Genomic DNA, 22,722 nt, shown 5'->3' with positions numbered 1-22,722 from the left:
CCGTACCGTACGATCCGGTTTCAGCCCCTGAGGTCCACCAGCAGCGGCGGCGCGTGCTCCCCCTTCACGTTCGTCAGGGACAGCACCGCGTGGCCCGGCGGCACCCCGTGCGCCAGCTCCGACGCCGACCAGCGCTCCCGCTCCACCTGACGCACGGTCACCGCGCGCTGCGTGGGCGCCTTTCCGGTGATCACCCGGCGCAGTATGTGCAGGGCCTTGCCGGCCGGAGTCTCGGCGATGATCTGCCGGTCGGTGACGTCCCGCGCCTCGATCCACTCCTTGCCCCACACCTCGGCGAAGTCCTGTCCGTCCCAGGGGGTAAGCCCGGACAGCGCCATCCGGCAGCCGACGGCACCGAGCAGCGGACCGCGCAGGGGCCTGGGTACGTCGTCCAGGGTGCGCAGGGTCAGCACGACGCCGGCGTTCCCCGACCGCAGCCGCTGGATGCCGCGCACCGCCTCCGGGGTGACGACGCCCGTCGCGTCGTCCAGCACCAGACAGGCGAACAGCGACCGGTCCTCCCGTACCGCCACGCTGGCCGTGAACTGCGCGAGCACCAGCCGCGCCAGCATCCGGGAGGCGTCCGCGTGTCCGCGCTCGGGCAGGTCGATCCGCACCCGGACCGGGTGGTCGAGGGCCTTGAGGGAGAACGGCTTGGACTGACCGGAGGTGTCGAAGAACCCGGCGAAGGCCGGCCGGTCGAGCAGCGCCACCCGGTCCGCGAGCACCGCCGCCACATCGCCCGGATGCCCCGACTGCCGCTCCCGCGCGTCGAGTTCACGGATCAGCGACTCCTGCCCGGAGCCCTGCAACGCGGTGCGCAGCTCCCGCAGCGGCTCGGGCGCTCCGTCGAGCAGCCGGCGCAGCTCGGGTACGGAGGGGAAGCGGCCGTGGACCGCCCGGAACGGTCCGAGCAGCTGGGCGAGCACGGTCGTGGAGCGCCGGCTGTCGCTGCCCGGGTGCGGATCGGCGAGGTCCCCGACCAGCGCCTCGGCGAGCACGGCCGCCGCCTCGTCGGGATCGGCGCTCCCGCCGTACAGGTCCAGGTCGTACTCCGACTCCGGATTCCCGATCCGTACGACGACGTCGAAGGCGTCGGCCGGTCCGAGCCCCGCGCCCGCCGCGCCGACCACGACGACCGCGGCCCGTCCGGCCAGCGCGTGCAGGCACAGCGACTCGGCGAGCGGGCGCACCACGGTGCCCGTCTTGCCGGAGCCGGCCGGGCCGACCGCGAGCAGGGAGGTGCCGAGCAGTTCGGTGCCGAGACCGAGCCCGGCGCCGCGGTAGGCGTAGGGGTTGCGGGGGTCGTCGGCGGTGGTGCCCAGCCGTACCTGGCCGGTGAGCAGGTCGTGGCGGGCGATCCGGGTGGGCAGGTCGCGCTCGCCGGAGGGGTGCAGACAGGCGGCGGCGCCGTCCTTGAGCACGGCACCGGTGAACGAGGCGAGGTTGAACCGGCCGCTGCGCACGCCCTGCCAGGCCCGGACGATCCGCGCGTGGTCGACGTCCCGCATCCTCCCGGCACGCGCCTCGGCGGCGAGCCGCTCGGCGGCGTCGACGGCTCCGGCGGCGCGCAGCTGCGGCCACTCGGCGGGGTCGTGGTCGGGGGCGGGCGGACGCTCGGTGCGGGGAGCGGTCTTGCCGCGCCAGGCGGGCGGGCCGTAGCGGCGCCAGATCTCGTTCCAGCGGCCGAGCCTGCCGACGGCCAGCATGATGATCAGGGCGATCAGCACGTAGTAGGCGTAGACGACCACGACCGAGGCGAAGCTGTGCGGCTCGGCCCAGGAGTCCGGGATCATCGCGTAGAGCGGCAGGAGCCACCAGCCGCCGAGGTAGCCGTTCCACAGCAGCGACCAGACGAGCCAGCCGACGAGGAAGGCGATCAGCGCGCCGCTGATCAGCTGGCGGGCGGGGATGAGCTCCGGTTCCTCCTGCGCGCGGGGCTTGTGCCCGAACCGCCACACCCCGGGCAGCGCCTCCGGGCGGGGCGCCCGCAGCCAGGTCAGGAACGCCGAGCTGTCCGGTGGCGGCACCGACGGCGCCCGCGAGGGCATCGGTGGCACCGCGGAGCGTGCCCGCGGCACAGGATTCGCATGCGTCTCCCGCGCGTCCCGCGTCCCGTCGCTGTCCATCACCCTCGCTCCCTGACCAGCCGCTTCCGTCCACCTTCAGCGGTCAATCTAACGCCCTCACCAAGGGAGTTCACCGATTGCGCGGCCGAGCGGGCCCGGGTGCTCCCGGATGCGCCATGTCCACCGCGGACAACCCGATCCGCCGACAACGCCCACATGGAGCATGCCCACCCCCCGCTCCCCGTCCTAGCCTGCGAGAAAAGAAGGCAAGAAACCGCAATTCCCCCCAGGAGCCCCTCATGAGCGACCTTCCGCAGGAGCGCCGCGTCGTCACCGCCATCCCCGGCCCGAAGTCGCAGGAGCTGCAGGCCCGCCGTACCGCCGCGGTCGCGCAGGGCGTGGGCTCCGTGCTGCCCGTGTTCACCGCGCGCGCGGGCGGCGGGATCATCGAGGACGTCGACGGCAACCGGCTGATCGACTTCGGTTCCGGCATCGCCGTGACGTCCGTCGGCGCGTCCGCCGAGGCCGTCGTACGCCGGGCCTCCGCCCAGCTCGCCGACTTCACCCACACCTGTTTCATGGTCACCCCGTACGAGGGCTACGTGGAGGTCGCCGAGGCCCTCGCCGAGCTCACCCCGGGTGACCACGCGAAGAAGTCGGCGCTGTTCAACTCCGGCGCCGAGGCCGTCGAGAACGCCGTGAAGATCGCGCGGGCGTACACCAAGCGGCAGGCCGTGGTGGTCTTCGACCACGGGTACCACGGGCGGACCAACCTGACGATGGCGCTCACCGCGAAGAACATGCCGTACAAGCACGGCTTCGGTCCGTTCGCGCCCGAGGTGTACCGGGTGCCCGTGGCCTACGGCTACCGCTGGCCGACCGGTCCGGAGAACGCCGGTCCGGAGGCCGCCGCGCAGGCCATCGACCAGATCAGCAAGCAGGTCGGTCCGGACAACGTGGCCGCGATCATCATCGAGCCGGTGCTCGGCGAGGGCGGCTTCATCGAGCCGGCGAAGGGCTTCCTGCCGGCGATCCGCAAGTTCGCCGCGGACAACGGCATCGTCTTCGTCGCCGACGAGATCCAGTCCGGGTTCTGCCGCACCGGCCAGTGGTTCGCGTGCGAGGACGAGGGGATCGTCCCGGACCTGATCACCACCGCCAAGGGCATCGCGGGCGGGCTCCCGCTCGCCGCCGTCACCGGTCGCGCCGAGATCATGGACGCCGCGCACGCGGGCGGACTGGGCGGCACGTACGGCGGCAACCCCGTCGCCTGCGCGGGTGCGCTGGGTTCCATCGAGACCATGAAGGAGCTCGACCTCAACGCCCGGGCGAAGACCATCGAGTCGATCATGAAGCCCCGGCTGACCGCCATGGCCGACAAGTTCGACGTGATCGGCGACGTCCGCGGCCGCGGCGCCATGATCGCCGTCGAGCTGGTCAAGGACCGTACGACCAAGGAGCCGAACCCGGAGGCGACCGCCGCGCTGGCCAAGGCCTGCCACCAGGAGGGCCTGCTGGTCCTGACCTGTGGCACCTACGGAAACGTCCTCCGCTTCCTGCCCCCGCTGGTCATCGGCGAGGACCTGCTGAACGAGGGTCTCGATATCATCGAGCAGGCCCTCGCACGGATCTGAGACACAGGGAATCCGCAGCTCACGCACAGGAAACCGGTCTCCCGCGCCCCAGCCGTCCCAGCCCTTTCGAGCGCCGGGGCGCCGCGGCTGGGGCGGCGAGCGGCAGGCCGTGTGAAGAACGTGTGCGAGGTGTCTGTCGGGACTCGATTCCGCCTGTCTTCGGCCACCGGACTGCCGTAGGTTCTACCCAGATGAGAGATACACCCCGCCCACAGGGGACTGTGGGCGACTTCAGGCCGTGGCCTCCCCAGCTACGACCTGGTCGTGCCCTCGCGCACACACCCGGAGTCTCAGGCTCCGGATCTCCTCACCGATCGGACAGTCGCCCGCCCCAAACCCCCCGGGGTGGGCGTCCATCCGGTCAGATCGGCCGCCTCGGAACGCCCCCCCCTGTTCCGGGGCGGCCGGCCTCCTTCTTCCTTCTCTTCCTCGGGCTTCCCGCCCTGCTCTTCACGCTGATCACCTGGCAGGTCGCGGCCGGCGGCCTGCTGGTGCGCGTGGACAGGCGGGTCAGCCACGCGCTCGTGGACCCGCGGCGCTTCTACGAGGTCCTCGCCGACCTGGGCAACATCGGTGTCGCCGTCCCCGTGCTCGCCGTCGCCATCGGTTACGTCGCCTGGCGCGGGCGCGCCACCGGTACAGACCGCTGGTGGCTGCCGCCCCTCGCGGCGGCCGTCCTGATGGCCCTGGTCCCGGCCCTGGTCGTCCCGCTCAAGGTGCTGATCGACCGTCCGGGGCCACCGGTCACGGGCCCGGGCACCGGCTACTACCCGTCCGGCCACACCGCCACCGCCTCCGTCGCGTACGGCGCGGCGGTCCTGCTCCTCCTCCCCCGGCTCCGCGCGGTGTACGCCCGGCGGGGACTCGTCGTCGCCTGCGCGGTGGTGAATCTCGCCGTCGGCTACGGCCTCGTGCGGCGCGGCTACCACTGGCCACTGGATGTCGTGGCCAGTTGGTGCCTGTGCGCGCCGCTGCTGACGGGCTTCTGGATGCTCGTCAGCCGAAATAGCCGTCGAACGTCTTCTGGAACTCCCCGTTCGAGTAGCGGTCCCAGTTGATCGACCAGGTCATCAGGCCGCGCAGCGCCGGCCAGGTGCCATGGGTGGGGTACGAGCCGCAGTTCGCCTTCCTGGTCAGGCAGTCGAGGGTCTTCACGACCTCGGCGGGGGCCACGTAGCCGTTGCCCGCGTTCGTCGAGGCGGGCATGCCGATGGCCACCTGGTCGGGGCGCAGCGGCGGGAAGACGTTGGCCGGGTCGCCGGCGACCGGGAAGCCGGTGAGCAGCATGTCGGTCATGGCGATGTGGAAGTCGGCGCCGCCCATCGAGTGGTACTGGTTGTCCAGCCCCATGATCGGGCCCGAGTTGTAGTCCTGGACGTGCAGCAGGGTCAGGTCGTCGCGCAGGGCGTGGATGACCGGGAGGTAGGCGCCGCAACGGGGGTCCTGGCCGCCCCACTTGCCGGTGCCGTAGTACTGGTAGCCCATCTGCACGAAGAAGGTCTCCGGGCCCATGGTGAGCACGAACCCGCTGCCGTACTTCGCCTTCAGGGTCTTCAGCGCGGAGATCAGGTTGACGATCACGGGGGTGGTCGGGTGCTTGAAGTCGGTGTCGTCGGCGTTGAGGGAGAGGGAGTGGCCCTCGAAGTCGATGTCCAGGCCGTCGAGTCCGTAGGTGTCGATGATGTTCGAGACCGAGGAGACGAAGGTGTCACGGGCCGCGGTGGTGGTCAGCTGGACCTGGCCGTTCTGGCCGCCGATCGAGATCAGCACCTTCTTGCCGACCGCCTGCTTGGCCTTGATCGCCGCCTTGAACTCGGCGTCGGACTCGACGTTCGGGCACTCGGTGACCGGGCAGCGGGTGAAGCGGATGTCGCCGGAGGTGACGGAGGTCGGCTCGCCGAAGGCCAGGTCGATGACGTCCCAGCTCGCCGGGACGTCGGCCAGGCGGGTGTAGCCGGAGCCGTTGGCGAAGCTCGCGTGGAGGTAGCCCACCAGGGCGTGGGCGGGCAGGTCCGGCGTCCCGCCGGTCGAGCCGGTCGTGGTCGTGGCCGTCACGGCGGCCGACTTCGCGGACTCGCCGGCGTCGTTCACGGCGGTGACCTGGAAGCTGTACGCGGTGGACGCGGACAGTCCGGAGACGGTGGCCGAAGTGCCGCTCGCCGACTGGACCTTGGCGCCGTCGCGGTAGACGGCGTAGCTCGTCGCGCCGGTGACGGCGGACCAGGACAGGGTGACCGAGGAAGAGGTGACAGCGTCGGCCCTGAGGCCGGTGGGGGCGGCCGGGGGCTGTCCGGTGGAGCCGCCGCCCGGGCCGACGAGCGAGATGTCGTCGGCGTTGTAGGCGCCGGTGCCGTACCAGCCGTGGGTGTAGATGGTGACCTTGGTCGTGGCCGCGCCGGTGGTGAAGGTGGTGGTCAGCTTCTGCCAGTCGGCGGCGGTCGGTGTCCAGGTGGAGACGTCGGTGGTGCCGGTGCCGGACGCGCCGAGGTAGACGTACGAACCGCGGACGTAACCGCTCAGCGTGTAGGTGGAGTTGGGCTGGACGGTCACCGTCTGCGCGCACTGGGCGTTGTCGCTGCCGGCCGGGGTCGCCCGCAGTGCCGCGTTTCCGCTGTGCACGGGTGAGCCGACCGTCGTGCCGGCGCTGCAACTCCAGCCGTCGAGGCCGGACTCGAAGCCGCCGTTGCGCGCCAGGTCCGCGTCGGCCGCACGGGCGGCCGACGAGAGCGCGGTGAGGCCGGGCAGGGCCAGCACGGTGGCCGTGAGCACGGCGAGGAGGGATCTGATGCGTCTGGGGCGGTCCACAAGAGCCTCCGGGCATGGGGGATTTGGAGGGCGTTACGGGGGCGGAGCGCCCAACTTGGTCCAGACCAATTGTGTTGTCAAGGGCTACGGCAACAACCCGGCAGCCGGTCTGCCGACGTCCCGAAGGGGCGCGGGGAACTGCGCGACCGGCCCCCACGGCGCCTCAGACGGCCAACGGCCTCCCGCCCCACGGCGCTCAGTCGTCCTCGGCCAAGCCCGCGGCAGCTTCGTGCATGGCCAGTTCCAGCAGCGCCGGGTCCGTGAGGGTGCCCGAGCCGTCCGGCGGCACCAGCCAGCGGACGCCGCCGGTGGAGCGGCCCGGGTACGGCACCACGATCCAGGTGCCGGCGCCCGCCGTACGGATGCCGGTGCCCAGCCAGCGGGCGGCGGTTCCGGGCGGCACGAAGAAGCCCATGCGCGCGTCCCCGAAGTCGACCAGCACCGGGCCGAGCTGGTCGAGGATGCGGGTGAGGACGTCGAGCGTGGGATAGCCGAGCTCGCCCGGCAGGATCAGCACGTCCCAGGCCTTGCCGGCGGGCAGCAGCGCGACCCCGAGGGGGTTGCGCTCCCACTCCCAGCGGCAGGCCTCGGGATCCGGAGCAACGGATGCCAGCCACTCGACCGCCGTCTTCTCCCCAGCCATGAGAAGACCTCCCTCTCTCCTGGACGCTGGTCACGTCACGGGAGAGAGCGAGGTCTCCTGGTCTGCATTACGCGGGTTTCGTTCACCCTTCGGAGTGAACCGGGTCACATGTGAACGACTAGCTGTCGAAACCGAGTCCGAGTCTGTCCATCGTGCGCAGCCACAGGTTGCGGTGGCCGGCGTGGGAGTCGGCCCGGGCGAGGGACCACTTGGTGAGGGCGATGCCGGTCCAGGCGAAGGGTTCGGGCGGGAAGGGGAGCGGCTTCTTGCGGACCATCTCCAGCGACGTGCGCTCCGTGGCCTCCCCCGCCAGCAGGTCGAGCATGACCTCGGCGCCGAAGCGGGTGGCGCCGACGCCCAGGCCCGTGTAGCCGGCCGCGTACGCCACCCGGCCCTGGTGCGCGGTGCCGAAGAACGCGGAGAAACGGGAGCAGGTGTCGATCGCGCCGCCCCACGCGTGCGTGAAGCGGACGCCCTCCAGCTGCGGGAAGCAGGTGAAGAAGTGCCCGGCGAGCTTGGCGTAGGTCTCCGGACGGTCGTCGTACTCGGCGCGCACCCGGCCGCCGTAGTGGTGGACCGCGTCGTAACCGCCCCACAGGATGCGGTTGTCGGCGGAGAGACGGAAGTAGTGGAACTGGTTCGCCGAGTCGCCGAGACCCTGGCGGTTCTTCCAGCCGACGGAGGCCAGCTGGTCGGCGGTCAGCGGCTCGGTCATCAGGGCGTAGTCGTAGACCGGGACGGTGTACGCCCGCACCCGTCTGAGCAGGTTCGGGAAGACGTTGGTGCCGAGCGCGACCTTGCGAGCGCGCACCGAGCCGTACGGCGTGCGTACGGCCATCCCCGCGCCGTACGGCTTCAGGGTGAGGGCCGGGGTGTGCTCGTGGATGCGGACACCGAGGCGGAGACAGGCCCGCTTGAGGCCCCAGGCCAGCTTGGCGGGGTGCAGCATGGCGACGCCCCTGCGGTCCCACAGGCCCGCCTGGAAGGTCGGTGAGTCGACCTGTTCGCGGACCGCGTCGGCGTCCAGGAACTCGACGCCCTCGGCGAGCCCCTGGCGCTCCATCTCCTCGTACCAGTCCCGCAGTTCCCAGGCCTGGTAGGTCTCGGTGGCCACGTCGATCTCACCGGTGCGCTCGAAGTCGCAGTCCAGGCCGTGGCGGTCGACCGCCTTCTCGATCTCGTCGAGGTTGCGGGCGCCGAGTTCCTGGAGCTTGTGGATCTCGTCCGGCCAGCGGGTCAGGCCGTTGGACAGGCCGTGGGTGAGGGAGGCGGCGCAGAAGCCGCCGTTGCGCCCGGAGGCGGCCCAGCCCGCCTCCCGGCCTTCCAGCAGGACGACATCCCGTCCGGGGTCGCGCTCCTTGGCGATCAGCGCGGTCCACAGTCCGTTGTAGCCACCGCCGACGACCAGCAGATCGCAGGTCTCGGTACCGGTGAGCGCGGGCTCGGGGTGGGGCTTGCCGGGGTCCTCCAGCCAGTACGGGACCGGCTGCGCGTCGGAAAGAGATGTCGTCCAGCGGTTCATGGCGCCTGGGGCCATGATGTCAACTCCCTACAGGCTTATGCCTTTTGCTTGTTCCTGCGATTACTGATCACCATGGACGTCAGGACCAGCAGGACGGCGACCAGGAACATGGTCGTGCCGATGACGTTGATCTGAACGGGCGTTCCGCGCTGTGCCGAACCCCAGACGAACATGGGGAAGGTGACGGTCGAGCCCGCGTTGAAGTTGGTGATGATGAAATCGTCGAAGGAGAGCGCGAAGGACAGCAGCGCGCCCGCGGCGATTCCCGGTGCCGCGATCGGCAGGGTGACCCTGAGGAAGGTCTGCGCCGGGCTGGCGTACAGATCCCGCGCGGCCTCCTCGAGGCGCGGGTCCATCGACATCACGCGCGCCTTGACGGCGACGACGACGAAGCTGAGGCAGAACATGATGTGGGCGATCAGGATCGTCCAGAAGCCCAGCTGGGCACCCAGGTTGAGGAACAGGGTGAGCAGCGAGGCCGCCATGACGACCTCGGGCATCGCCATCGGCAGGAAGATCAGCGAGTTCACGGCGCCCCGCGCGCGGAAGCGGTAGCGGACCAGCGCGAAGGCGATCATCGTGCCGAGGATCGTCGCGCCGATGGTCGCGAGCGTGGCGATCCGCAGGCTGATGGAGAGCGAGCCGCACATGTCGGCGACCCCGCAGGGCTGTTTCCAGGCGTCCAGGGAGAACTGCTGCCACTCGTAGTTGAAGCGCCCCTTCGGTTTGTTGAAGGAGAACACCGTCACGATGACGTTGGGGAGCAGGAGATATCCGAGGGTGATCAGCCCCGCGATGACGACGAGATGGCGCTTGAGCCAGTTGACGAAGGCCATTTAAACCAGATCCTCCGTCCCGGACCTGCGGATGTAGAAGGTGACCATGACGAGGATCGCGGCCATGAGGATGAAGGAAAGGGCGGCGGCCGTCGGATAGTCGAGAATTCTCAGGAACTGCGTCTGGATGACGTTTCCGACCATGCGGGTGTCCGTCGAACCGAGCAGGTCCGCGTTGACGTAGTCGCCGGCCGCCGGGATGAAGGTCAGCAGCGTGCCGGAGACCACGCCCGGCATCGACAGCGGGAAGGTCACCTTGCGGAAGGTGGTGAACGGCTTCGCGTACAGGTCGCCCGCCGCCTCGTGCAGCCGCCCGTCGATGCGCTCCAGCGAGGTGTACAGCGGCAGGATCATGAACGGCAGGAAGTTGTACGTCAGTCCGCACACCACCGCGAGCGGTGTGGCCAGCACACGGTCACCGGCCGTCCAGCCCAGCCAGTTGGTCAGGTCCAGGATGTGCAGCGAGTTGAGGGTGTGCACGACCGGGCCGTTGTCGGCGAGGATCGTCTTCCAGGCCAGGGTGCGGATCAGGAAGCTGGTGAAGAACGGCGCGATCACCAGGATCATGATCAGGTTCCGCCAGCGTCCCGCCCGGAACGCGATCAGGTACGCCAGCGGGTACCCCAGCAGCAGGCACAGCACGGTCGCCGCGGTGGCGTAGAGGACCGAGCGCAGGAACTGCGGCCAGTACTCGGACAGGGCGTCCCAGTAGGTGGCGAAGTGCCAGGTGACCTTGTAGCCCTCCTCCAGGGAGCCCGTCTGCACGGACGTGGAGGCCTGGTAGATCATCGGCAGCGCAAAGAAGATGATCAGCCAGAGGATGCCGGGCAGCAGCAGCCAGTACGGCACCAGGCGGCCCCGCTTGCGCGGGGGCTTCTTCTCGGGGGCCGGCGCCAGGGGCGGCGCCTCGGTGACGGCGGCCATCAGGCTGCCTCCTCCTCGACCTCGGCGACACCGGCGTCGATGTCCTGCGCCGCGTCGAGACCGAAGGTGTGGGCCGGGTTCCAGTGCAGGACGACCTCGGCGCCGGGCACCAGCCGGGCGTCGCGGTCGATGTTCTGCGCGTAGACCTCGAACTCGGGGCAGACGGGGCTGTCGATGACGTACTGGGTGGAGACGCCGATGAAGGAGGAGTCGGCGATCCTCCCGGTGATGCGGTTGCGGCCCTCGGCGATCTCGCCCGCGTCGTCGGCGTGGGTGAGGGAGATCTTCTCGGGGCGCACACCGACCAGGACCTTGCCGCCGGTCGTGGTGGGCGCCGAACAGCGCGCCTCGGGCAGCACGAGCTTGCCGCCGCCCGCCTTCAGCACGATGTCGTCGCCGCTCTTGGAGTCGACCTCGGCCTCGATCAGGTTGGACGTGCCGAGGAAGTTGGCGACGAACGTGGTCTGCGGGTTCTCGTACAGGTCGGTCGGGGAGCCGAGCTGCTCCACACGGCCCGCGTTCATCACGGCGACCGTGTCGGCCATGGTCATGGCCTCCTCCTGGTCGTGCGTGACATGGATGAAGGTGATGCCGACCTCGGTCTGGATGCGCTTGAGCTCCAGCTGCATCTGGCGGCGCAGCTTGAGGTCGAGGGCGCCGAGGGGCTCGTCGAGCAGCAGCACCTTGGGGTGGTTGATCAGGGCGCGGGCGACGGCGACGCGCTGCTGCTGGCCGCCGGAGAGCTGGTGCGGTTTCTTGCGGGCCTGCTCGCCGAGCTGGACCAGCTCCAGCATGTCCTCGACCTGCTTCTTCACGCTCTTGATGCCGCGCCGGCGCAGGCCGAAGGCGACGTTCTCGAAGATGTCGAGGTGCGGGAAGAGGGCGTACGACTGGAAGACGGTGTTCACCGGCCGCTTGTAGGGCGGGAGCTGGGTGACCTCCTGCTCGCCGAGGTGGACGGTGCCGCTGGTGGGGTCCTCCAGGCCGGCGATCATGCGCAGGGTGGTGGTCTTGCCGCAGCCGGAGGCGCCGAGCAGGGCGAAGAAGGAGCCCTGCGGCACGGTCAGCTCGAGCGGGTGCACCGCCGTGAAACCGTTGTCGTACGTCTTGCTGATACCGGAGAGGCGGACGTCGCCGCTGGTGTCCTTGGTCATCTTCGTCACGCCCCTGTGAGCTTCGCGAACTTCTGCTGGTAGGCCGTCTCTTCCTTCGAGCTCAGGGCGCGGAAGGCGTGGGACTTGGCCTGCATGGCCCGGTCGGGGACGATCAACGGGTTGCTCGCCGCCGACTTGTCGATCTTGGCAAGGTAGGGCACCACTCCCGCGACGGGGCTGACGTAGTTGACGTAGGCGGCGAGCTCGGCGGCCGGTTCGGGCTCGTAGTAGTAGTCGATGAGCCGCTCGGCGTTCGTCTTGTGACGGGCCTTGTTGGGGATCATCATGTTGTCCGTCGAGGTCATGTAGCCGCTGTCGGGGATGACGTAGCCGACGTGCGGGTTGTCCGCCTGCAGCTGGACGATGTCGCCGCCCCAGGCCACGCACGCGGCGAAGTCGCCCTTGGTGAGGTCGGACGTGTAGTCGTTGCCGGTGAAGCGGCGGATCTGGCCCTTGTCGACGGCCTTCTGGAGGCGGGCGATGACGGCGTCGTAGTCGTCGTCGGTGAACTTCGCCGGGTCCTTGCCCATGTCCAGCATGGTCATGCCGACGGTGTCACGCATCTCGGTCAGCAGGCCGACCCGGCCCTTGAGCTTGGGGTTGTCGAGCAGATCGGAGACCGACTTCACCTCGACACCGTCGAGCGCCTTCTTGTTGTACGCGATGACGGTCGAGATGCCCTGCCACACGTACGAGTAGGCGCGGCCCGGGTCCCAGTCGGGACTGCGGAACTGGTCCGAGAGGTTGGCGAAGGCGTGCGGCAGGTTCGACGCGTCCAGTTTCTGCACGTAGCCGAGCCGGATCATGCGGGCCGCCAGCCAGTCGGTGAGGACGATCAGGTCACGGCCGGTGTCCTGCCCGGCGGCGAGCTGCGGCTGGATCTTGCCGAAGAACTCGTCGTTGTCGTTGATGTCCTCGGTGTACTTGACCGTGATGCCGGTCCGCTTGCGGAACGCGTCCAGCGTGGGGTGGTGCTTCCCGCTGTCGTCGACGTCGATGTACTCGGGCCAGTTGGAGAAGTTGACCTCCTTCTCCTTGGCCGAGTGGTCGTCCGCGGAGACACCGCCGCTCGTCTTGCCGGCCGCGGGGATGCCGCAGGCGCTCAGCGCGCCGAGGCCGCCGAGGGTGAGGGCGCCGCCCGCGGAGGCGCGCAACAGGGACCGGCGGGTCATCGCCGCCCGGCCGTTGCGAAGGCTGCGCCGCATCGCGGCCGCCACGGCCGGTGACAGGCGGTCGGGCTCGTACTGCTCCATGCGCTGCTGCCCTTTCGGGAGTCGCGGCCGCGGGTCGGGCGGCCTGCTCTACTGCTGTCGGTCCCCGAAGATCGTGCGGTGCCAGTCCTTGCGGGCCACCGCCGTGTTGTCGAACATGACGTGTTTGATCTGGGTGTACTCCTCGAACGAGTACGCGGACATGTCCTTGCCGAAGCCGGACGCCTTGTACCCGCCGTGCGGCATCTCGCTGATGATCGGAATGTGGTCGTTGACCCACACGCAGCCCGCCTTGATCTCGCGGGTCGCGCGGTTCGCCCGGTAGACGTCCCGGCTCCAGGCCGAGGCGGCGAGGCCGTACGGCGTGTCGTTGGCGAGTCCGATGCCTTCATCGTCGCTGTCGAACGGCAGGACCACCAACACCGGGCCGAAGATCTCGGATTGGACGATCTCGCTGTCCTGGGCGGCGTCGGCGACCAGGGTCGGGCGGTAGTAGGCGCCGTTCTTCAGCTCCCCCTGCGGAGCCTCGCCGCCGGTGACCACGCGCGCGTAGGAGCGCGCCCGATCGACGAAACCGGCGACGCGGTCGCGCTGGACGTGCGAGATCAGCGGTCCGAGGTCGGTGCCCGGCGCGAACGGGTCGCCGAGACGGACGGTCTCCATGAGGGCGGCCGTCCGCTCGACGAACGCCTCGTAGAGGGGCCGCTGCACGTACGCGCGCGTGGCGGCCGTGCAGTCCTGCCCGGTGTTGATGAGGGCGCCCGCGACCGCGCCGTTGACGGCCGCCTCCAGGTCGGCGTCGTCGAAGACGACGAAGGGGGCCTTGCCGCCGAGCTCCAGGTGCAGGCGCTTGACGGTCGCGGTGGCGATCTCGGCGACGCGCTTGCCGACGGCGGTGGAGCCGGTGAAGGAGGTCATGGCCACGTCGGGGTGACCGACCAGGTGCTCGCCGGCCTCCTTGCCGGTCCCGGTGACGATGTTGACGACACCGTCCGGGATGCCGGCGTCGGTGGCGGCCCGGGCGAACAGCAGCGAGGTGAGCGGGGTCAGCTCGGCGGGCTTCAGCACGATGGTGTTGCCCGCGGCGATCGCCGGGAGGATCTTCCAGGCGGCCATCTGGAGGGGGTAGTTCCAGGGCGCGATGGAGCCGACGACGCCGATCGGTTCGCGGCGGACGTACGAGGTGTGGTCGCCGGAGTACTCGCCGGCCGACTGTCCCTGCAGGTGCCGGGCGGCGCCCGCGAAGAAGGCGGTGTTGTCGATGGTGCCCGGCACGTCGAACTCGCGGGTCAGCTTCAGCGGCTTGCCGCACTGCAGTGCCTCGGCGCGCGCGAACTCCTCGGCACGGTCGGCGATCACGGCGGCGAAACGGTGCAGGGCGTCCGAGCGCTCGCCCGGGGTGGCACCCGCCCAGCCCGGGAAGGCCTCGCGGGCGGCGGCGACGGCCGCGTCCACGTCGTCCGGGCCGGCCAGCTCGTACGTGTAGACCTCCTCGCCGGTCGCCGGGTCGACGACGGCGTGCGTACGGCCGGACGTGCCCTTGGTCAGGCGTCCCGCGATGTACTGCGCGCCGTCCGCGAGGCGGTCCTGTGCGGGGAATCGTTCCGGGGTGGCGGTGCCCGGGTTCTGCATGTCGCTCTCCTCCGCCGTCGCCCCACGGGGAAGGGGGCGGGTGGCGTAGCTCCAGCTCGATTTGAGTGCCGATCCTGACAGAGGGAATGGCGGTCGACAAGTGATTCCGTTGTTGCCTTTCGGTTACGCGACGAAATCTGTCGACCAGGTGTCGAGTGAGGGCGGAAAAGGGGGGACGGAGTGTCAGTGGTGGCTGCGAGACTCGCATGCATGGAGAGGATCACGGGGAGGATCGACTCGCGGGAGGCCCTGGTCAGGGAGGTCCGCGCGGGGGCGAAGATCAAGTACTTGCACTTCTGGGGGCATCGGCCGCGGGCGGACGGACAGGTCGGGGCGAGCTGTCTGAGCCAGTGGTGGCCGTCGCCGTTCACGGTGGACGGGGTCACCTACGCGACCGCCGAGCACTGGATGATGGCGCGCAAGGCGCGGCTGTTCGGCGACGCGGAGGCGGAGCGGCGGGCCCTGGAGGCCGGGCATCCCTCGCAGGCCAAAAAGGCGGGGCGGCTGGTGCGGGGCTTCGACGAGGCGGTCTGGGAGCGCGAGCGCTTCGGGATCGTCGTCGAGGGCAGCGTCCACAAGTTCGCCGCGCACGCCGACCTGCGGGACTTTCTGCTGGGCACGGGTGACCGGGTGCTGGTGGAGGCGAGCCCCGTGGACCGCGTATGGGGCATCGGCCTCCCGGCGGACGACGAGGCGGCAACGGATCCGGACCGGTGGAGGGGACCGAACCTACTGGGGTTCGCGTTGATGGAGGCGCGGGGGCGGTTGCGGGAGGGGTGAGCCGGGGCCGAGCGGGGGTTCGCCCCCGCTCAGCCCTGCGCCGTCAGTCTGGCGCCGTCAGTCTGGCGCCGTCAGTTCTGGACGACGAGGGGGGCGGAGATGCTGGGGGCGGAGTTGTAGGACGGTTCGTCGTCCGTGCGGTTTTTCTCGTCGTTGATGGCGAGGACTATGCCGACGATCAGCAGGGCGATGGTGGCGAGGCCCAGGATGATGCCGATGATGCCGGTGATGAAGCCCGCCTGGGCCTGTCCGCGGTTGGTCGCCTCGCCGCGGTCCGCGCGCCGCTTGCCCTTGACGCCGAAGACGACCGCGAGGACGCCGAGGATCAGGCCGACGACGCCGTAGAGGCAGAACAGGCAGCAGGACAGGATGCCCAGCACCATCGCCGCGGTGCCCATGCCGTTCTGCGGGGGCGCCTGCATACCGGGCCAGCCGTAGCCCTGCGGGTAGGCGGGGTAGCCGTATCCACCACCCGCGCCGGGCGCGACGGGCGGGGGCGGCACGGCGGACTCGGCCCAGCCGTTCGGCGCGCCGGGGGTGCCGGGCGGGGCGTAGGAGGGGGTACCGAAACCGGGGGTGCCCTGGGCGGGGGTGCCCTGGCCGGAGGCGTCCTGGCCCGGGGCGGCGAAACCGGACGCCGGTGCGGGCGGGACCGGCGCGCCGAAGCCGGGGGTGGACTGGCCGGGGGTGCCCTGGGCTGGTGGGCCGAAGCCGTCTGACGGGAAGGACGTCACCGTGGCCTGGTCGTGCACGGACGGCTGCCGGTCCTGCGGCACGGGCTGCGTACCGGGGGCCGACGAGGCGCCCTTGTCCAGCGAGGTCTTGCGCTCCGGCGGCGCCCACGGGTCCTGTTCGGCTCCCGCGCCCCCACCCGGCTGTGTCTGATCCGCCACGTCCCCGTCCCCCTCAGTCGATCGTCACGCCATGGTAAATGCTCACTCCACCTGGCTCACCGCCCGGTCACCGACCACCAACTCCCCACCGGCGCAACCCCGGAGTCAAAGCCACGCCACCGTCCATGCCACCACCGCAAGCCGTCCCGGCGCCCCACACGCTCCCGTCCTCGCCATCCCCACCACCCCCATCCACCCGTCACCCCCGGCCTACGATGATCTCGAGTCATCGATCAGCCGATCACCCGCGTCCCGTGCCGCAGCGCTCGGGGCGCCGTTCCGGGGAGGAACCTTGTCCGAGCATCTTGTCGAGCCGCGGGTACCACGTGATCTGCACGCCTTCATCGCCTCGCTGCCGAAGGCCGAACTGCACGTCCACCACGTCGGCTCCGCCTCCCCCCGTATCGTGTCGGAACTGGCGGCCCGGCACCCCGACTCCCGGGTGCCGAGCGACCCCGAGGCCCTGGCCGACTACTTCACGTTCACGGACTTCGCCCACTTCATCGAGGTGTATCTGTCCGTCGTCGACCTCATCCGTACCCCGGAGGACGTCCGGCTGCTGACGTACGAGGTGGCGCGCGACCTGGCCCGGCAGCAGGTGCGGTACGCCGAGCTGACGATCACGCCGTTCTCCTCGACCCGGCGCGGCATCGACGAGCGTGCCTTCATGGAGGCGATCGAGGACGCCCGCAAGGCCGCGGAGGCCGAGTTCGGGACCGTACTGCGGTGGTGCTTCGACATCCCCGGCGAGGCCGGCCTGGAGGCCGCCGAGGAGACCGCGCGGCTCGCCACCGACGACAGGCTGCGCCCGGAGGGCCTGGTCTCCTTCGGTCTCGGCGGCCCCGAGATCGGCGTACCGCGGCCGCAGTTCAAGCCGTATTTCGACCGTGCCATCGCCGCCGGCCTGCACTCCGTGCCGCACGCGGGCGAGACCACCGGCCCGGAGACGGTCTGGGACGCGCTCACCCACCTGCGCGCCGAGCGCATCGGACACGGCACCAGCTCCGCCCAGGACCAGAAGCTGCTCGCCCATCTCGCCGAGCACCGCATCGCGCTGGAGGTCTGCCCGACCTCCAACATCGCCACCCGCGCCGTCCGCACCCTCGACGAGCACCCGCTGGCGCAGTTCGTGAAGGCCGGCGTCCTGGTCACGATCAACTCCGACGACCCGCCGATGTTCGGCACCGACCTCGACAACGAGTACGCCGTCGCCGCCCGCCTGCTGGACCTCGACGAGCGGGGACTGGCCGACCTCGCGAAGAACGCGGTCGAGGCGTCCTTCCTGGACGAGGCCGGCAAGCGCCGTGTCAAGGACGAGATCGACACGTACACGACGGACTGGCTCGCTCCCTGAGTCACCTCGCCTCCCAGAGTCACCTCGCCTCCCCCGGTCCTGGTACGTCCCGACACAATGGGCGCATGCAGACGCTGACTGCCGTGGCCCATCGCGGCGACCCCTACCGCTTCCGTGAGAACACGATCGACTCGCTGCGTTCCGCGCTCGACCGGGGCGCGGACGCGGTCGAGATCGACGTGCGGCTCACGAAGGACGGCGTACCCGTGCTGCTGCACGACGAGACGCTGAAGCGGCTGTGGGAGCAGGACCGTCCGCTGCTCGCGCTGTCCGCGGCCGAGGTGCGCGGGCTGACGGCGGGAGCGGTGCCGACCCTCGCGGAGGCGCTCGCGGCGACCGGGGGCAGCCGGGTGATGCTGGACCTGCCGGGGACCCGGGAGGTGCGCACCGCGCGGCGGGTCGTGGACGTCGTCCGGGAGGCGGGCGCGGCCGACCGGGTCTACTACTGCGCCGACGCCGCCGCGATGCTCGCCGTGCGCGGCGCCGATCCGGCCGCCGAGATCGCCCTGACCTGCACCAGTCTCGCTCCCCCGCGTCCCGCCCTGCTGGACGCGGTCAAGCCGCGCTGGCTCAACTACCGTTTCTCCCTGGTCGACCGCGACCTCGCGGCCCGCGTCCACCACGACGGCTGTCTGCTGTCCGTGTGGACCCCGGACACCCGCCGTTCCATGCGCCGGCTGATCGATCTGGGCGTCGACTCGATCACCAGCAACCGCATCGACCTGCTGTGCGCGCTGCGGGACTACCCGCGGGAGCGCTGAGGCACCGTCGCGGGGTCGGCCGGGGTCGAGCGGGTGACGTACTGCGGGACGGGGGTGTCGTCGCGCCCGCCACCCCGCCGTCGGTCCCCGTAGGGGAAGACCCCGGCAACTCCCTTACCGCGTACAGCATTTGATCCGGGTCCGGTCAGGGGCGCGGCCCCTCCCCGCCGACGATCCGCGGTGCCTCGCCCGCGCCCAGGATGATCGACGACACTGACCGCCAAGGCCCCCGGAGCAGCCGATGCGCGCCCGCACCCCGATCCTCGCCGCCTGTCTCGTCCTCGCCCTGTCCGCCGGTCCGCTCGCCGCGCCCGCCCTCGCCGTCACCTCGGCGAGCTCGGCGCACGCCGGCTCGGGACCCGACGCCGACGCCCTGCGGGCCGCGATCGCCGGACTCCCGGACGCGGACGCGACCGCCGCCCTCGTCCGGGTAGGTGGTCGCGACGGCACCTGGCGCGGCAGCGCGGGCGTGCACGATCTGGCGAGCGGCCGGGCGGCGGACCCGGACGCACGCTTCCGCGCCGGGTCCACGACGAAAGTCGTGACGGCGGCGGCCGTGCTGAGGCTCGCGGCGCAGGGCAGGGTCGATCTGGACGGGCCGGTCCAGCGTTATCTGCCGGGGCTGCTGACGTCCGCCTTCAAGCCGGTCACCGTACGGCAGTTGCTGAACCACACCAGCGGCATCCGGGCCGGGGACGGCTGGGGCGACTCCTTCGAGACGCAGTACGCGCACCGCTTCGACACGCTCACACCGCGGCAGGTGGTGGCGTCGGCGGTGGCGAAGGGACCGGAGTTCCAGCCGGGCACCCGGCAGGAGTACCTGAACATCAACTACACGATCCTGGGGCTGCTGATCGAGAAGGTGACCGGGCACTCGTACGCCGAGGAGGCCACGCGGCTCGTGCTGCGGCCGGCCGGGATGTGGGACACGTACTTCCCGGGCGCCGATCCCCGCATCCGCGGACCGCACAACCACGGCTACCAGGTGGTCCGACGGGCCGACGGCGGTACCGAGTTCGTCGACGTCACCGACTGGAACCAGGCGGACCGGATGGCGGCCGGGGACATGATCTCGACCACCGCCGACCTGGAGCGGCTGGTCACGGCGCTGTTCCGGGGCCGGATCGTGCCCGGGCCGCAGCTGGAGGAGATGTTCACGGTTCCGGCGGGCATCAAGGGCGCCACTTACAGCGCGGGGCTCCAGCGGTTCGAGTACGGGGGCCGGGTGTACTGGCTGAAGTCGGGGGCGCGGTACGGCTACAGCGCGGTCGTGGCGGCGACCCGGGACCTGAGCCGTACCCTCGTCTACTCGGTCGGCTCCACCGCCGCCAAGGGGGAGTCGATGAACCCGGTCGCCGAACGCGTCGCGCTGGCCGCGCTCAGGTAGCGAGCGCGGGGGTGGGGCCGGGGTTCAGGGTGAGCGCTTCGAGGCGATTGATCTTCCTGCGCAGGACGTACAGCGGGATCACCCCGACCACCCCGAAGGACATGTCGATCACCGACCACCAGAAGGGGATGCCCCGGATCGGCCCGCAGATCAGGGCGAGCGGGATGATGCCGGCGCAGGCGATCATCGCGAACTCGACGACCCAGATGTTGCGTACGGGGTCGCGGTAGGGCCCGTAGAAGGCGACGGCGATGACGAGGTGGGCGAAGGCCAGCCAGTCCGTGCCGTAGAGGAGGAACGGGTAGTCGGTGTCGGCGGTGTCGAGTCCGCGCCGGACGCGGGCGATCCAGTCCATGAGCGGGTCCGGTGTGGGCAGGGACCGCAACACGTCCTCGGTCCAGCGCAGTTCGTGCACCAGGGGGAAGGCCGTGGCGCCGCTGAGCACCAGGCAGACGACGAACAGGACCAGCCAGACGCGGATGCCCCTGAGAAGGGCGGCTCTGTCGCTCATGGGGGCAGCGTACGCCTGTAATTGAACGTGTTCAAAACTCTTTCGGGAGGGCTCGGGTCAGCGGCCCTCCACGGCGGAGGGCACGCTCGTCGGGGTCGCCCGGACGTCGGAGCGGGTCTTGGACGGGCGGGCCGAGGGGAGTTGGGTGCGCGTCGCGGCGGAGGGGGCGGTGGAGGGGCTGGTGCGGTCGCTGGTGGTGGGCGGCACGCTCGGGACGAGGGTGCGCCGGTCCGGGCCGGGTGTGGCGCTCGACGGCTCGGGGGTGGGAGTACGGGACGGTGGGGCGGAGGTGCTGCTGACCCGGGGCGGGGCCATCGGAACCGTCGGGGAGGATGGGGCGTCGGAGGCCGTCAGGCGCAGGGGCAGGATCACCAGAGCCGCCACTCCGCACGTCAGTGCCGCACCGGCGGCCGCGCGCAGCAGACGCCGCCGGGACGCACCACGCCGGATCGCCTCGTAACGACCGGGGGGCGGGCCGAGGTACTCGGCCGGCGGGCGTAGAAGCACGGTGAGCTCGTCGTCGGAGTCCAGGTTTACGTGCTCATCGCCACCGAAGCCGAACTCCCGCCGCCCACCGGGGAAATCGCCCCCGGGGCCGTCGGCATACGCAGCCTGGAAACCCCGCCCGGCCCCCTCACCCCCGAAGCCCCACCCGGTGCCCTCGGCATCGAAATCCCGTCCGCCGCCCGCAGAACCGAAGCCCCGCCCGGCATCCCCGAACCCAGAGCCCCGATCAGTGTCCTCCGCCCCGGAGCTCCGCCCGGCGTTTTCATTGCCGGAGCCCTTTCCGGTGCTCTCGGCGCCAAAGTGAGGGCGCTCGTTCTCGTGGTTGGAGTCCGGGCCCTCGTCAGAGTGTGTGGTCAACGCTTCTCCTCAGGTGGGCGCGGAGCAGTTCACGGGCGGCGTGCAGGTCGGCCTTGACGGTTCCCTCCTTGCGTCCGGTCAGCACGGACACCTCCCGGATCGGCATGTCAGCGTAGTAGTGCAGCAGGATCGGCACGCGCAGGCGTTCGGGCAGGGACTGCACGAGCAGCCGCACCGAGGGGTCCGCCTGTTCGGTCGGCGCGCTCACCGCGACCTCGTTGGTGGCGCGCCGCACGGCCCGGCGCTCGCGCTCCAGCTTGCGCCAGTGGTCCCGGACGAGGTTGGCCGCGGTGACGTAGAGGAAGCCGCGCGGTTCGGTGACGGCCGTCCAGCGCGCCCACAGCCGGGTGAACGCCTCCGAGGCGATCTCGTGGGCCGTCTCGTCGTCGTCGACGAGACGGCGGCACCAGCCGGCGAGACGCGGATAGAGGGCGGCGAACAGCTCGGACGCGGCCTTCTCGCGGGACCGTTTCAACGTTCTCCCGGGTTCGTGGGGGGTCACTCGTGGAGGAAGAGCCCGGGCCTGCGGCGTACGTTCCGCGGGCCCGGGTTCCGGTCGGTGGTCAGTGGCCGGTGCCGGTCAGTACCGCGAAGACGATGACGTTGTCGCGGTAGCCGTCACCGGTGCGCTCCCCGCCGCAGGTGATCAGGCGCAGCTCCGGCCGGTCCACGTTCCCGTACACCTCCTTGGTCGGGAAGTCCGCCTTGGCCACCGTCCGTATGTCCGTCACGGTGAACACCGCAGTGGTGCCGTTCTCCAGGCGCGCCTCGATCCGCTCGCCCCGGCGCAGTTCCCCGAGGTGGCGGAAGACGCCGTCCCCGTAGGCGCCGACGGTGACATGACCGAGGATCACCGACGGTCCGGTCTGTCCCGGCGTCGGCGAGTTCTCGTACCAGCCCGCCCGGTCGTGCGCCTGGATCGGCGGCACCTGTACGGTCCCGCCGGCGGCCAGCCCCAGCTTCATCACCGGGGTGTCGACCCCGATGGCCGGTATCCGGAGCCCGACCGGGACGGATCGCCCCACCGCCGGCACCTGCTTCGCGGCGGGCGGCGCCGAGGACGAGGACGACGCCGAGGACGAGGTGCTCTCGGAACTCCCCTGCGGGGCGCTTCCGGTCGTGGCTCCGGGGCCGCCGCAGCCCACGAGCAGCGCGGCCAGCGCGAGGCCGGCGAGGGCGCGCCCGGAGAGGCGGCTCATTCCCCGTTCGCCCCGTTCGCCTGCCGACGGCGCAGGAGGAAGACCGCGCCGCCGCCCACGACGACGGCCACGGCGGCGCCCCCGCCGATCAGCGCGCCCGTGTTCGAGGAGTCCGAGGTGGTCGCCACGCCGGTGTTCGGCGCGCCGCTCGGCACGACGGAGACCTGGCCGCCCGAGGGCACCCGGCTCGGGACGGGGCTCGGGGCCAGGGTGCCGGGACGGCGCTTGGTGGGGACGGCGCTGGGCTCCTGGCCGGCCGGACGGGTCTTGGTCGGGACGGCGCTGGGAGCGGTGGTGGCCCGCTCGGTGGGGCTCGGGGTCGCGGACGTCCCCGCGGCGAACGCGGGCACCGCGCCCGCCAGGACGGCGGTGGCCGCGATCACCATGGCACTGAGGCCGGTTCGGCGCATGAATCGCTCTCTTTCGTCGGTCCGCCCGGCGGTCGGGCCGGGCGGGCTGTGGCGTGGATCGAGCGGAGAGACGAGACAGCACGGGAGTGGGTTGTAAAGAGCTGGCAAAGTCGTCGAATGTCCTTCAGATGTA

At 71.0% G+C, this 22,722-nt stretch carries 21 protein-coding genes; 6 read left to right on the top strand and 15 right to left on the bottom strand.

Features of this window, described 5'->3' with window-relative positions; genetic code table 11:
• Positions 1–20: 20 nt before the first annotated feature.
• The gene (locus tag ACWCQ1_RS10375) at positions 21–2,129 is read right to left on the bottom strand and encodes an ATP-binding protein (protein WP_451026248.1); all 2,109 of its coding nucleotides are present in this window, start codon (positions 2,127–2,129) and stop codon (positions 21–23) included.
• A gap of 239 nt (positions 2,130–2,368) precedes the next feature.
• Between ACWCQ1_RS10375 and gabT the strand changes: the two genes are divergently transcribed.
• The gene (gene gabT, locus ACWCQ1_RS10370; protein ID WP_133047401.1) at positions 2,369–3,703 is read left to right on the top strand and encodes a 4-aminobutyrate--2-oxoglutarate transaminase; all 1,335 of its coding nucleotides are present in this window, start codon (positions 2,369–2,371) and stop codon (positions 3,701–3,703) included.
• A 497-nt stretch (positions 3,704–4,200) separates the two neighbouring features.
• Positions 4,201–4,761 carry a phosphatase PAP2 family protein gene (locus ACWCQ1_RS10365; protein WP_451026247.1) on the top strand — a complete coding sequence of 187 codons (561 nt, stop codon included), beginning with the start codon at positions 4,201–4,203 and terminating at the stop codon, positions 4,759–4,761.
• On the opposite strand, the gene ACWCQ1_RS10360 is transcribed toward ACWCQ1_RS10365, so the two are convergent.
• The 8 genes from ACWCQ1_RS10360 to ACWCQ1_RS10325 form a co-directional block, all read right to left on the bottom strand.
• Entirely contained in the window at positions 4,700–6,508 is a 1,809-nt protein-coding gene (locus tag ACWCQ1_RS10360) for a chitinase (RefSeq protein WP_451026246.1), read from the bottom strand. The genes ACWCQ1_RS10365 and ACWCQ1_RS10360 overlap by 62 nt on opposite strands.
• 196 nt (positions 6,509–6,704) lie before the next feature.
• Positions 6,705–7,151, bottom strand: coding sequence for a bifunctional DNA primase/polymerase (locus ACWCQ1_RS10355; protein WP_358595852.1), 447 nt, complete (start codon positions 7,149–7,151; stop codon positions 6,705–6,707).
• Positions 7,152–7,269: 118 nt separating this feature from the next.
• Positions 7,270–8,688, bottom strand: a complete 1,419-nt coding sequence (locus ACWCQ1_RS10350; RefSeq protein WP_358595849.1) for an NAD(P)/FAD-dependent oxidoreductase — start codon at positions 8,686–8,688, stop codon at positions 7,270–7,272.
• A 20-nt stretch (positions 8,689–8,708) separates the two neighbouring features.
• Positions 8,709–9,509: an ABC transporter permease gene (locus tag ACWCQ1_RS10345; RefSeq protein ID WP_133047396.1), complete on the bottom strand. Its 801-nt coding sequence runs from the start codon at positions 9,507–9,509 to the stop codon at positions 8,709–8,711.
• A complete protein-coding gene (locus tag ACWCQ1_RS10340) occupies positions 9,510–10,433 on the bottom strand; it encodes an ABC transporter permease (RefSeq protein ID WP_133047395.1) in 924 nt (307 codons plus the stop codon).
• A complete protein-coding gene (locus ACWCQ1_RS10335; RefSeq protein ID WP_133047394.1) occupies positions 10,433–11,587 on the bottom strand; it encodes an ABC transporter ATP-binding protein in 1,155 nt (384 codons plus the stop codon). The genes ACWCQ1_RS10340 and ACWCQ1_RS10335 overlap by 1 nt, the downstream gene beginning before the upstream one ends.
• A gap of 5 nt (positions 11,588–11,592) precedes the next feature.
• Positions 11,593–12,840 carry a polyamine ABC transporter substrate-binding protein gene (locus ACWCQ1_RS10330; protein WP_133047393.1) on the bottom strand — a complete coding sequence of 416 codons (1,248 nt, stop codon included), beginning with the start codon at positions 12,838–12,840 and terminating at the stop codon, positions 11,593–11,595.
• A 48-nt stretch (positions 12,841–12,888) separates the two neighbouring features.
• Positions 12,889–14,430, bottom strand: a complete 1,542-nt coding sequence (locus ACWCQ1_RS10325) for a gamma-aminobutyraldehyde dehydrogenase (RefSeq protein ID WP_451026245.1) — start codon at positions 14,428–14,430, stop codon at positions 12,889–12,891.
• A 210-nt stretch (positions 14,431–14,640) separates the two neighbouring features.
• Here ACWCQ1_RS10325 and ACWCQ1_RS10320 point away from each other — a divergent pair, with 210 nt between their 5' ends.
• Positions 14,641–15,210, top strand: coding sequence for an NADAR family protein (locus ACWCQ1_RS10320; RefSeq protein ID WP_358595838.1), 570 nt, complete (start codon positions 14,641–14,643; stop codon positions 15,208–15,210).
• A 71-nt stretch (positions 15,211–15,281) separates the two neighbouring features.
• On the opposite strand, the gene ACWCQ1_RS10315 is transcribed toward ACWCQ1_RS10320, so the two are convergent.
• Positions 15,282–16,103 carry a DUF4190 domain-containing protein gene (locus ACWCQ1_RS10315; RefSeq protein WP_451026244.1) on the bottom strand — a complete coding sequence of 274 codons (822 nt, stop codon included), beginning with the start codon at positions 16,101–16,103 and terminating at the stop codon, positions 15,282–15,284.
• 292 nt (positions 16,104–16,395) lie between these two features.
• On the opposite strand from ACWCQ1_RS10315, the gene ACWCQ1_RS10310 reads away from it, so the two are divergent.
• The 3 genes from ACWCQ1_RS10310 (at position 16,396) to ACWCQ1_RS10300 (ending at position 19,605) form a co-directional block, all read left to right on the top strand.
• Complete coding sequence (locus tag ACWCQ1_RS10310) at positions 16,396–17,457, top strand: adenosine deaminase (protein ID WP_358595832.1); 1,062 nt, start codon at positions 16,396–16,398, stop codon at positions 17,455–17,457.
• A gap of 65 nt (positions 17,458–17,522) precedes the next feature.
• Entirely contained in the window at positions 17,523–18,218 is a 696-nt protein-coding gene (locus tag ACWCQ1_RS10305) for a glycerophosphodiester phosphodiesterase (protein ID WP_451026243.1), read from the top strand.
• Positions 18,219–18,459: 241 nt separating this feature from the next.
• Complete coding sequence (locus ACWCQ1_RS10300; protein WP_451026242.1) at positions 18,460–19,605, top strand: serine hydrolase domain-containing protein; 1,146 nt, start codon at positions 18,460–18,462, stop codon at positions 19,603–19,605.
• Here ACWCQ1_RS10300 and ACWCQ1_RS10295 read toward each other — a convergent pair.
• The 5 genes from ACWCQ1_RS10295 to ACWCQ1_RS10275 form a co-directional block, all read right to left on the bottom strand.
• On the bottom strand, positions 19,598–20,116 hold the full coding sequence (locus tag ACWCQ1_RS10295) for a hypothetical protein (RefSeq protein ID WP_451026241.1): 519 nt from the start codon (positions 20,114–20,116) through the stop codon (positions 19,598–19,600). The two genes, ACWCQ1_RS10300 and ACWCQ1_RS10295, sit on opposite strands and share 8 nt — an antisense overlap.
• Positions 20,117–20,173: 57 nt before the next feature.
• On the bottom strand, positions 20,174–20,623 hold the full coding sequence (locus tag ACWCQ1_RS10290) for a hypothetical protein (RefSeq protein WP_451026240.1): 450 nt from the start codon (positions 20,621–20,623) through the stop codon (positions 20,174–20,176).
• Positions 20,624–20,963: 340 nt separating this feature from the next.
• Positions 20,964–21,455, bottom strand: a complete 492-nt coding sequence (locus ACWCQ1_RS10285; RefSeq protein ID WP_358595820.1) for an RNA polymerase sigma factor — start codon at positions 21,453–21,455, stop codon at positions 20,964–20,966.
• Positions 21,456–21,543: 88 nt separating this feature from the next.
• Positions 21,544–22,179, bottom strand: a complete 636-nt coding sequence (locus ACWCQ1_RS10280; protein ID WP_358595817.1) for a class F sortase — start codon at positions 22,177–22,179, stop codon at positions 21,544–21,546.
• On the bottom strand, positions 22,176–22,589 hold the full coding sequence (locus ACWCQ1_RS10275) for a sortase-dependent protein (protein WP_358595814.1): 414 nt from the start codon (positions 22,587–22,589) through the stop codon (positions 22,176–22,178). Before ACWCQ1_RS10275 ends, ACWCQ1_RS10280 begins: the two co-directional genes overlap by 4 nt.
• Between the last annotated feature and the right edge of the window lie 133 nt (positions 22,590–22,722).

The organism is Streptomyces sp. NPDC002144 (assembly GCF_053593695.1).
This window is presented reverse-complemented; position numbering and strand designations above follow the sequence as displayed.

What these genes read in the sequence shown, in the direction of transcription:
- ACWCQ1_RS10320 (WP_358595838.1), top strand. Translation starts at nt 14,641, where the DNA reads ATGGAGAGGATCACGGGGAGGATCGACTCGCGGGAGGCCCTGGTCAGG.
- ACWCQ1_RS10375 (WP_451026248.1), bottom strand. Translation starts at nt 2,129, where the DNA reads ATGGACAGCGACGGGACGCGGGACGCGCGGGAGACGCATGCGAATCCT.
- ACWCQ1_RS10325 (WP_451026245.1), bottom strand. Translation starts at nt 14,430, where the DNA reads ATGCAGAACCCGGGCACCGCCACCCCGGAACGATTCCCCGCACAGGAC.
- ACWCQ1_RS10345 (WP_133047396.1), bottom strand. Translation starts at nt 9,509, where the DNA reads ATGGCCTTCGTCAACTGGCTCAAGCGCCATCTCGTCGTCATCGCGGGG.
- ACWCQ1_RS10295 (WP_451026241.1), bottom strand. Translation starts at nt 20,116, where the DNA reads ATGAGCGACAGAGCCGCCCTTCTCAGGGGCATCCGCGTCTGGCTGGTC.
- ACWCQ1_RS10335 (WP_133047394.1), bottom strand. Translation starts at nt 11,587, where the DNA reads ATGACCAAGGACACCAGCGGCGACGTCCGCCTCTCCGGTATCAGCAAG.
- ACWCQ1_RS10330 (WP_133047393.1), bottom strand. Translation starts at nt 12,840, where the DNA reads ATGGAGCAGTACGAGCCCGACCGCCTGTCACCGGCCGTGGCGGCCGCG.
- ACWCQ1_RS10300 (WP_451026242.1), top strand. Translation starts at nt 18,460, where the DNA reads ATGCGCGCCCGCACCCCGATCCTCGCCGCCTGTCTCGTCCTCGCCCTG.
- ACWCQ1_RS10350 (WP_358595849.1), bottom strand. Translation starts at nt 8,688, where the DNA reads ATGGCCCCAGGCGCCATGAACCGCTGGACGACATCTCTTTCCGACGCG.
- ACWCQ1_RS10275 (WP_358595814.1), bottom strand. Translation starts at nt 22,589, where the DNA reads ATGCGCCGAACCGGCCTCAGTGCCATGGTGATCGCGGCCACCGCCGTC.
- gabT (WP_133047401.1), top strand. Translation starts at nt 2,369, where the DNA reads ATGAGCGACCTTCCGCAGGAGCGCCGCGTCGTCACCGCCATCCCCGGC.
- ACWCQ1_RS10280 (WP_358595817.1), bottom strand. Translation starts at nt 22,179, where the DNA reads ATGAGCCGCCTCTCCGGGCGCGCCCTCGCCGGCCTCGCGCTGGCCGCG.
- ACWCQ1_RS10305 (WP_451026243.1), top strand. Translation starts at nt 17,523, where the DNA reads ATGCAGACGCTGACTGCCGTGGCCCATCGCGGCGACCCCTACCGCTTC.
- ACWCQ1_RS10340 (WP_133047395.1), bottom strand. Translation starts at nt 10,433, where the DNA reads ATGGCCGCCGTCACCGAGGCGCCGCCCCTGGCGCCGGCCCCCGAGAAG.
- ACWCQ1_RS10355 (WP_358595852.1), bottom strand. Translation starts at nt 7,151, where the DNA reads ATGGCTGGGGAGAAGACGGCGGTCGAGTGGCTGGCATCCGTTGCTCCG.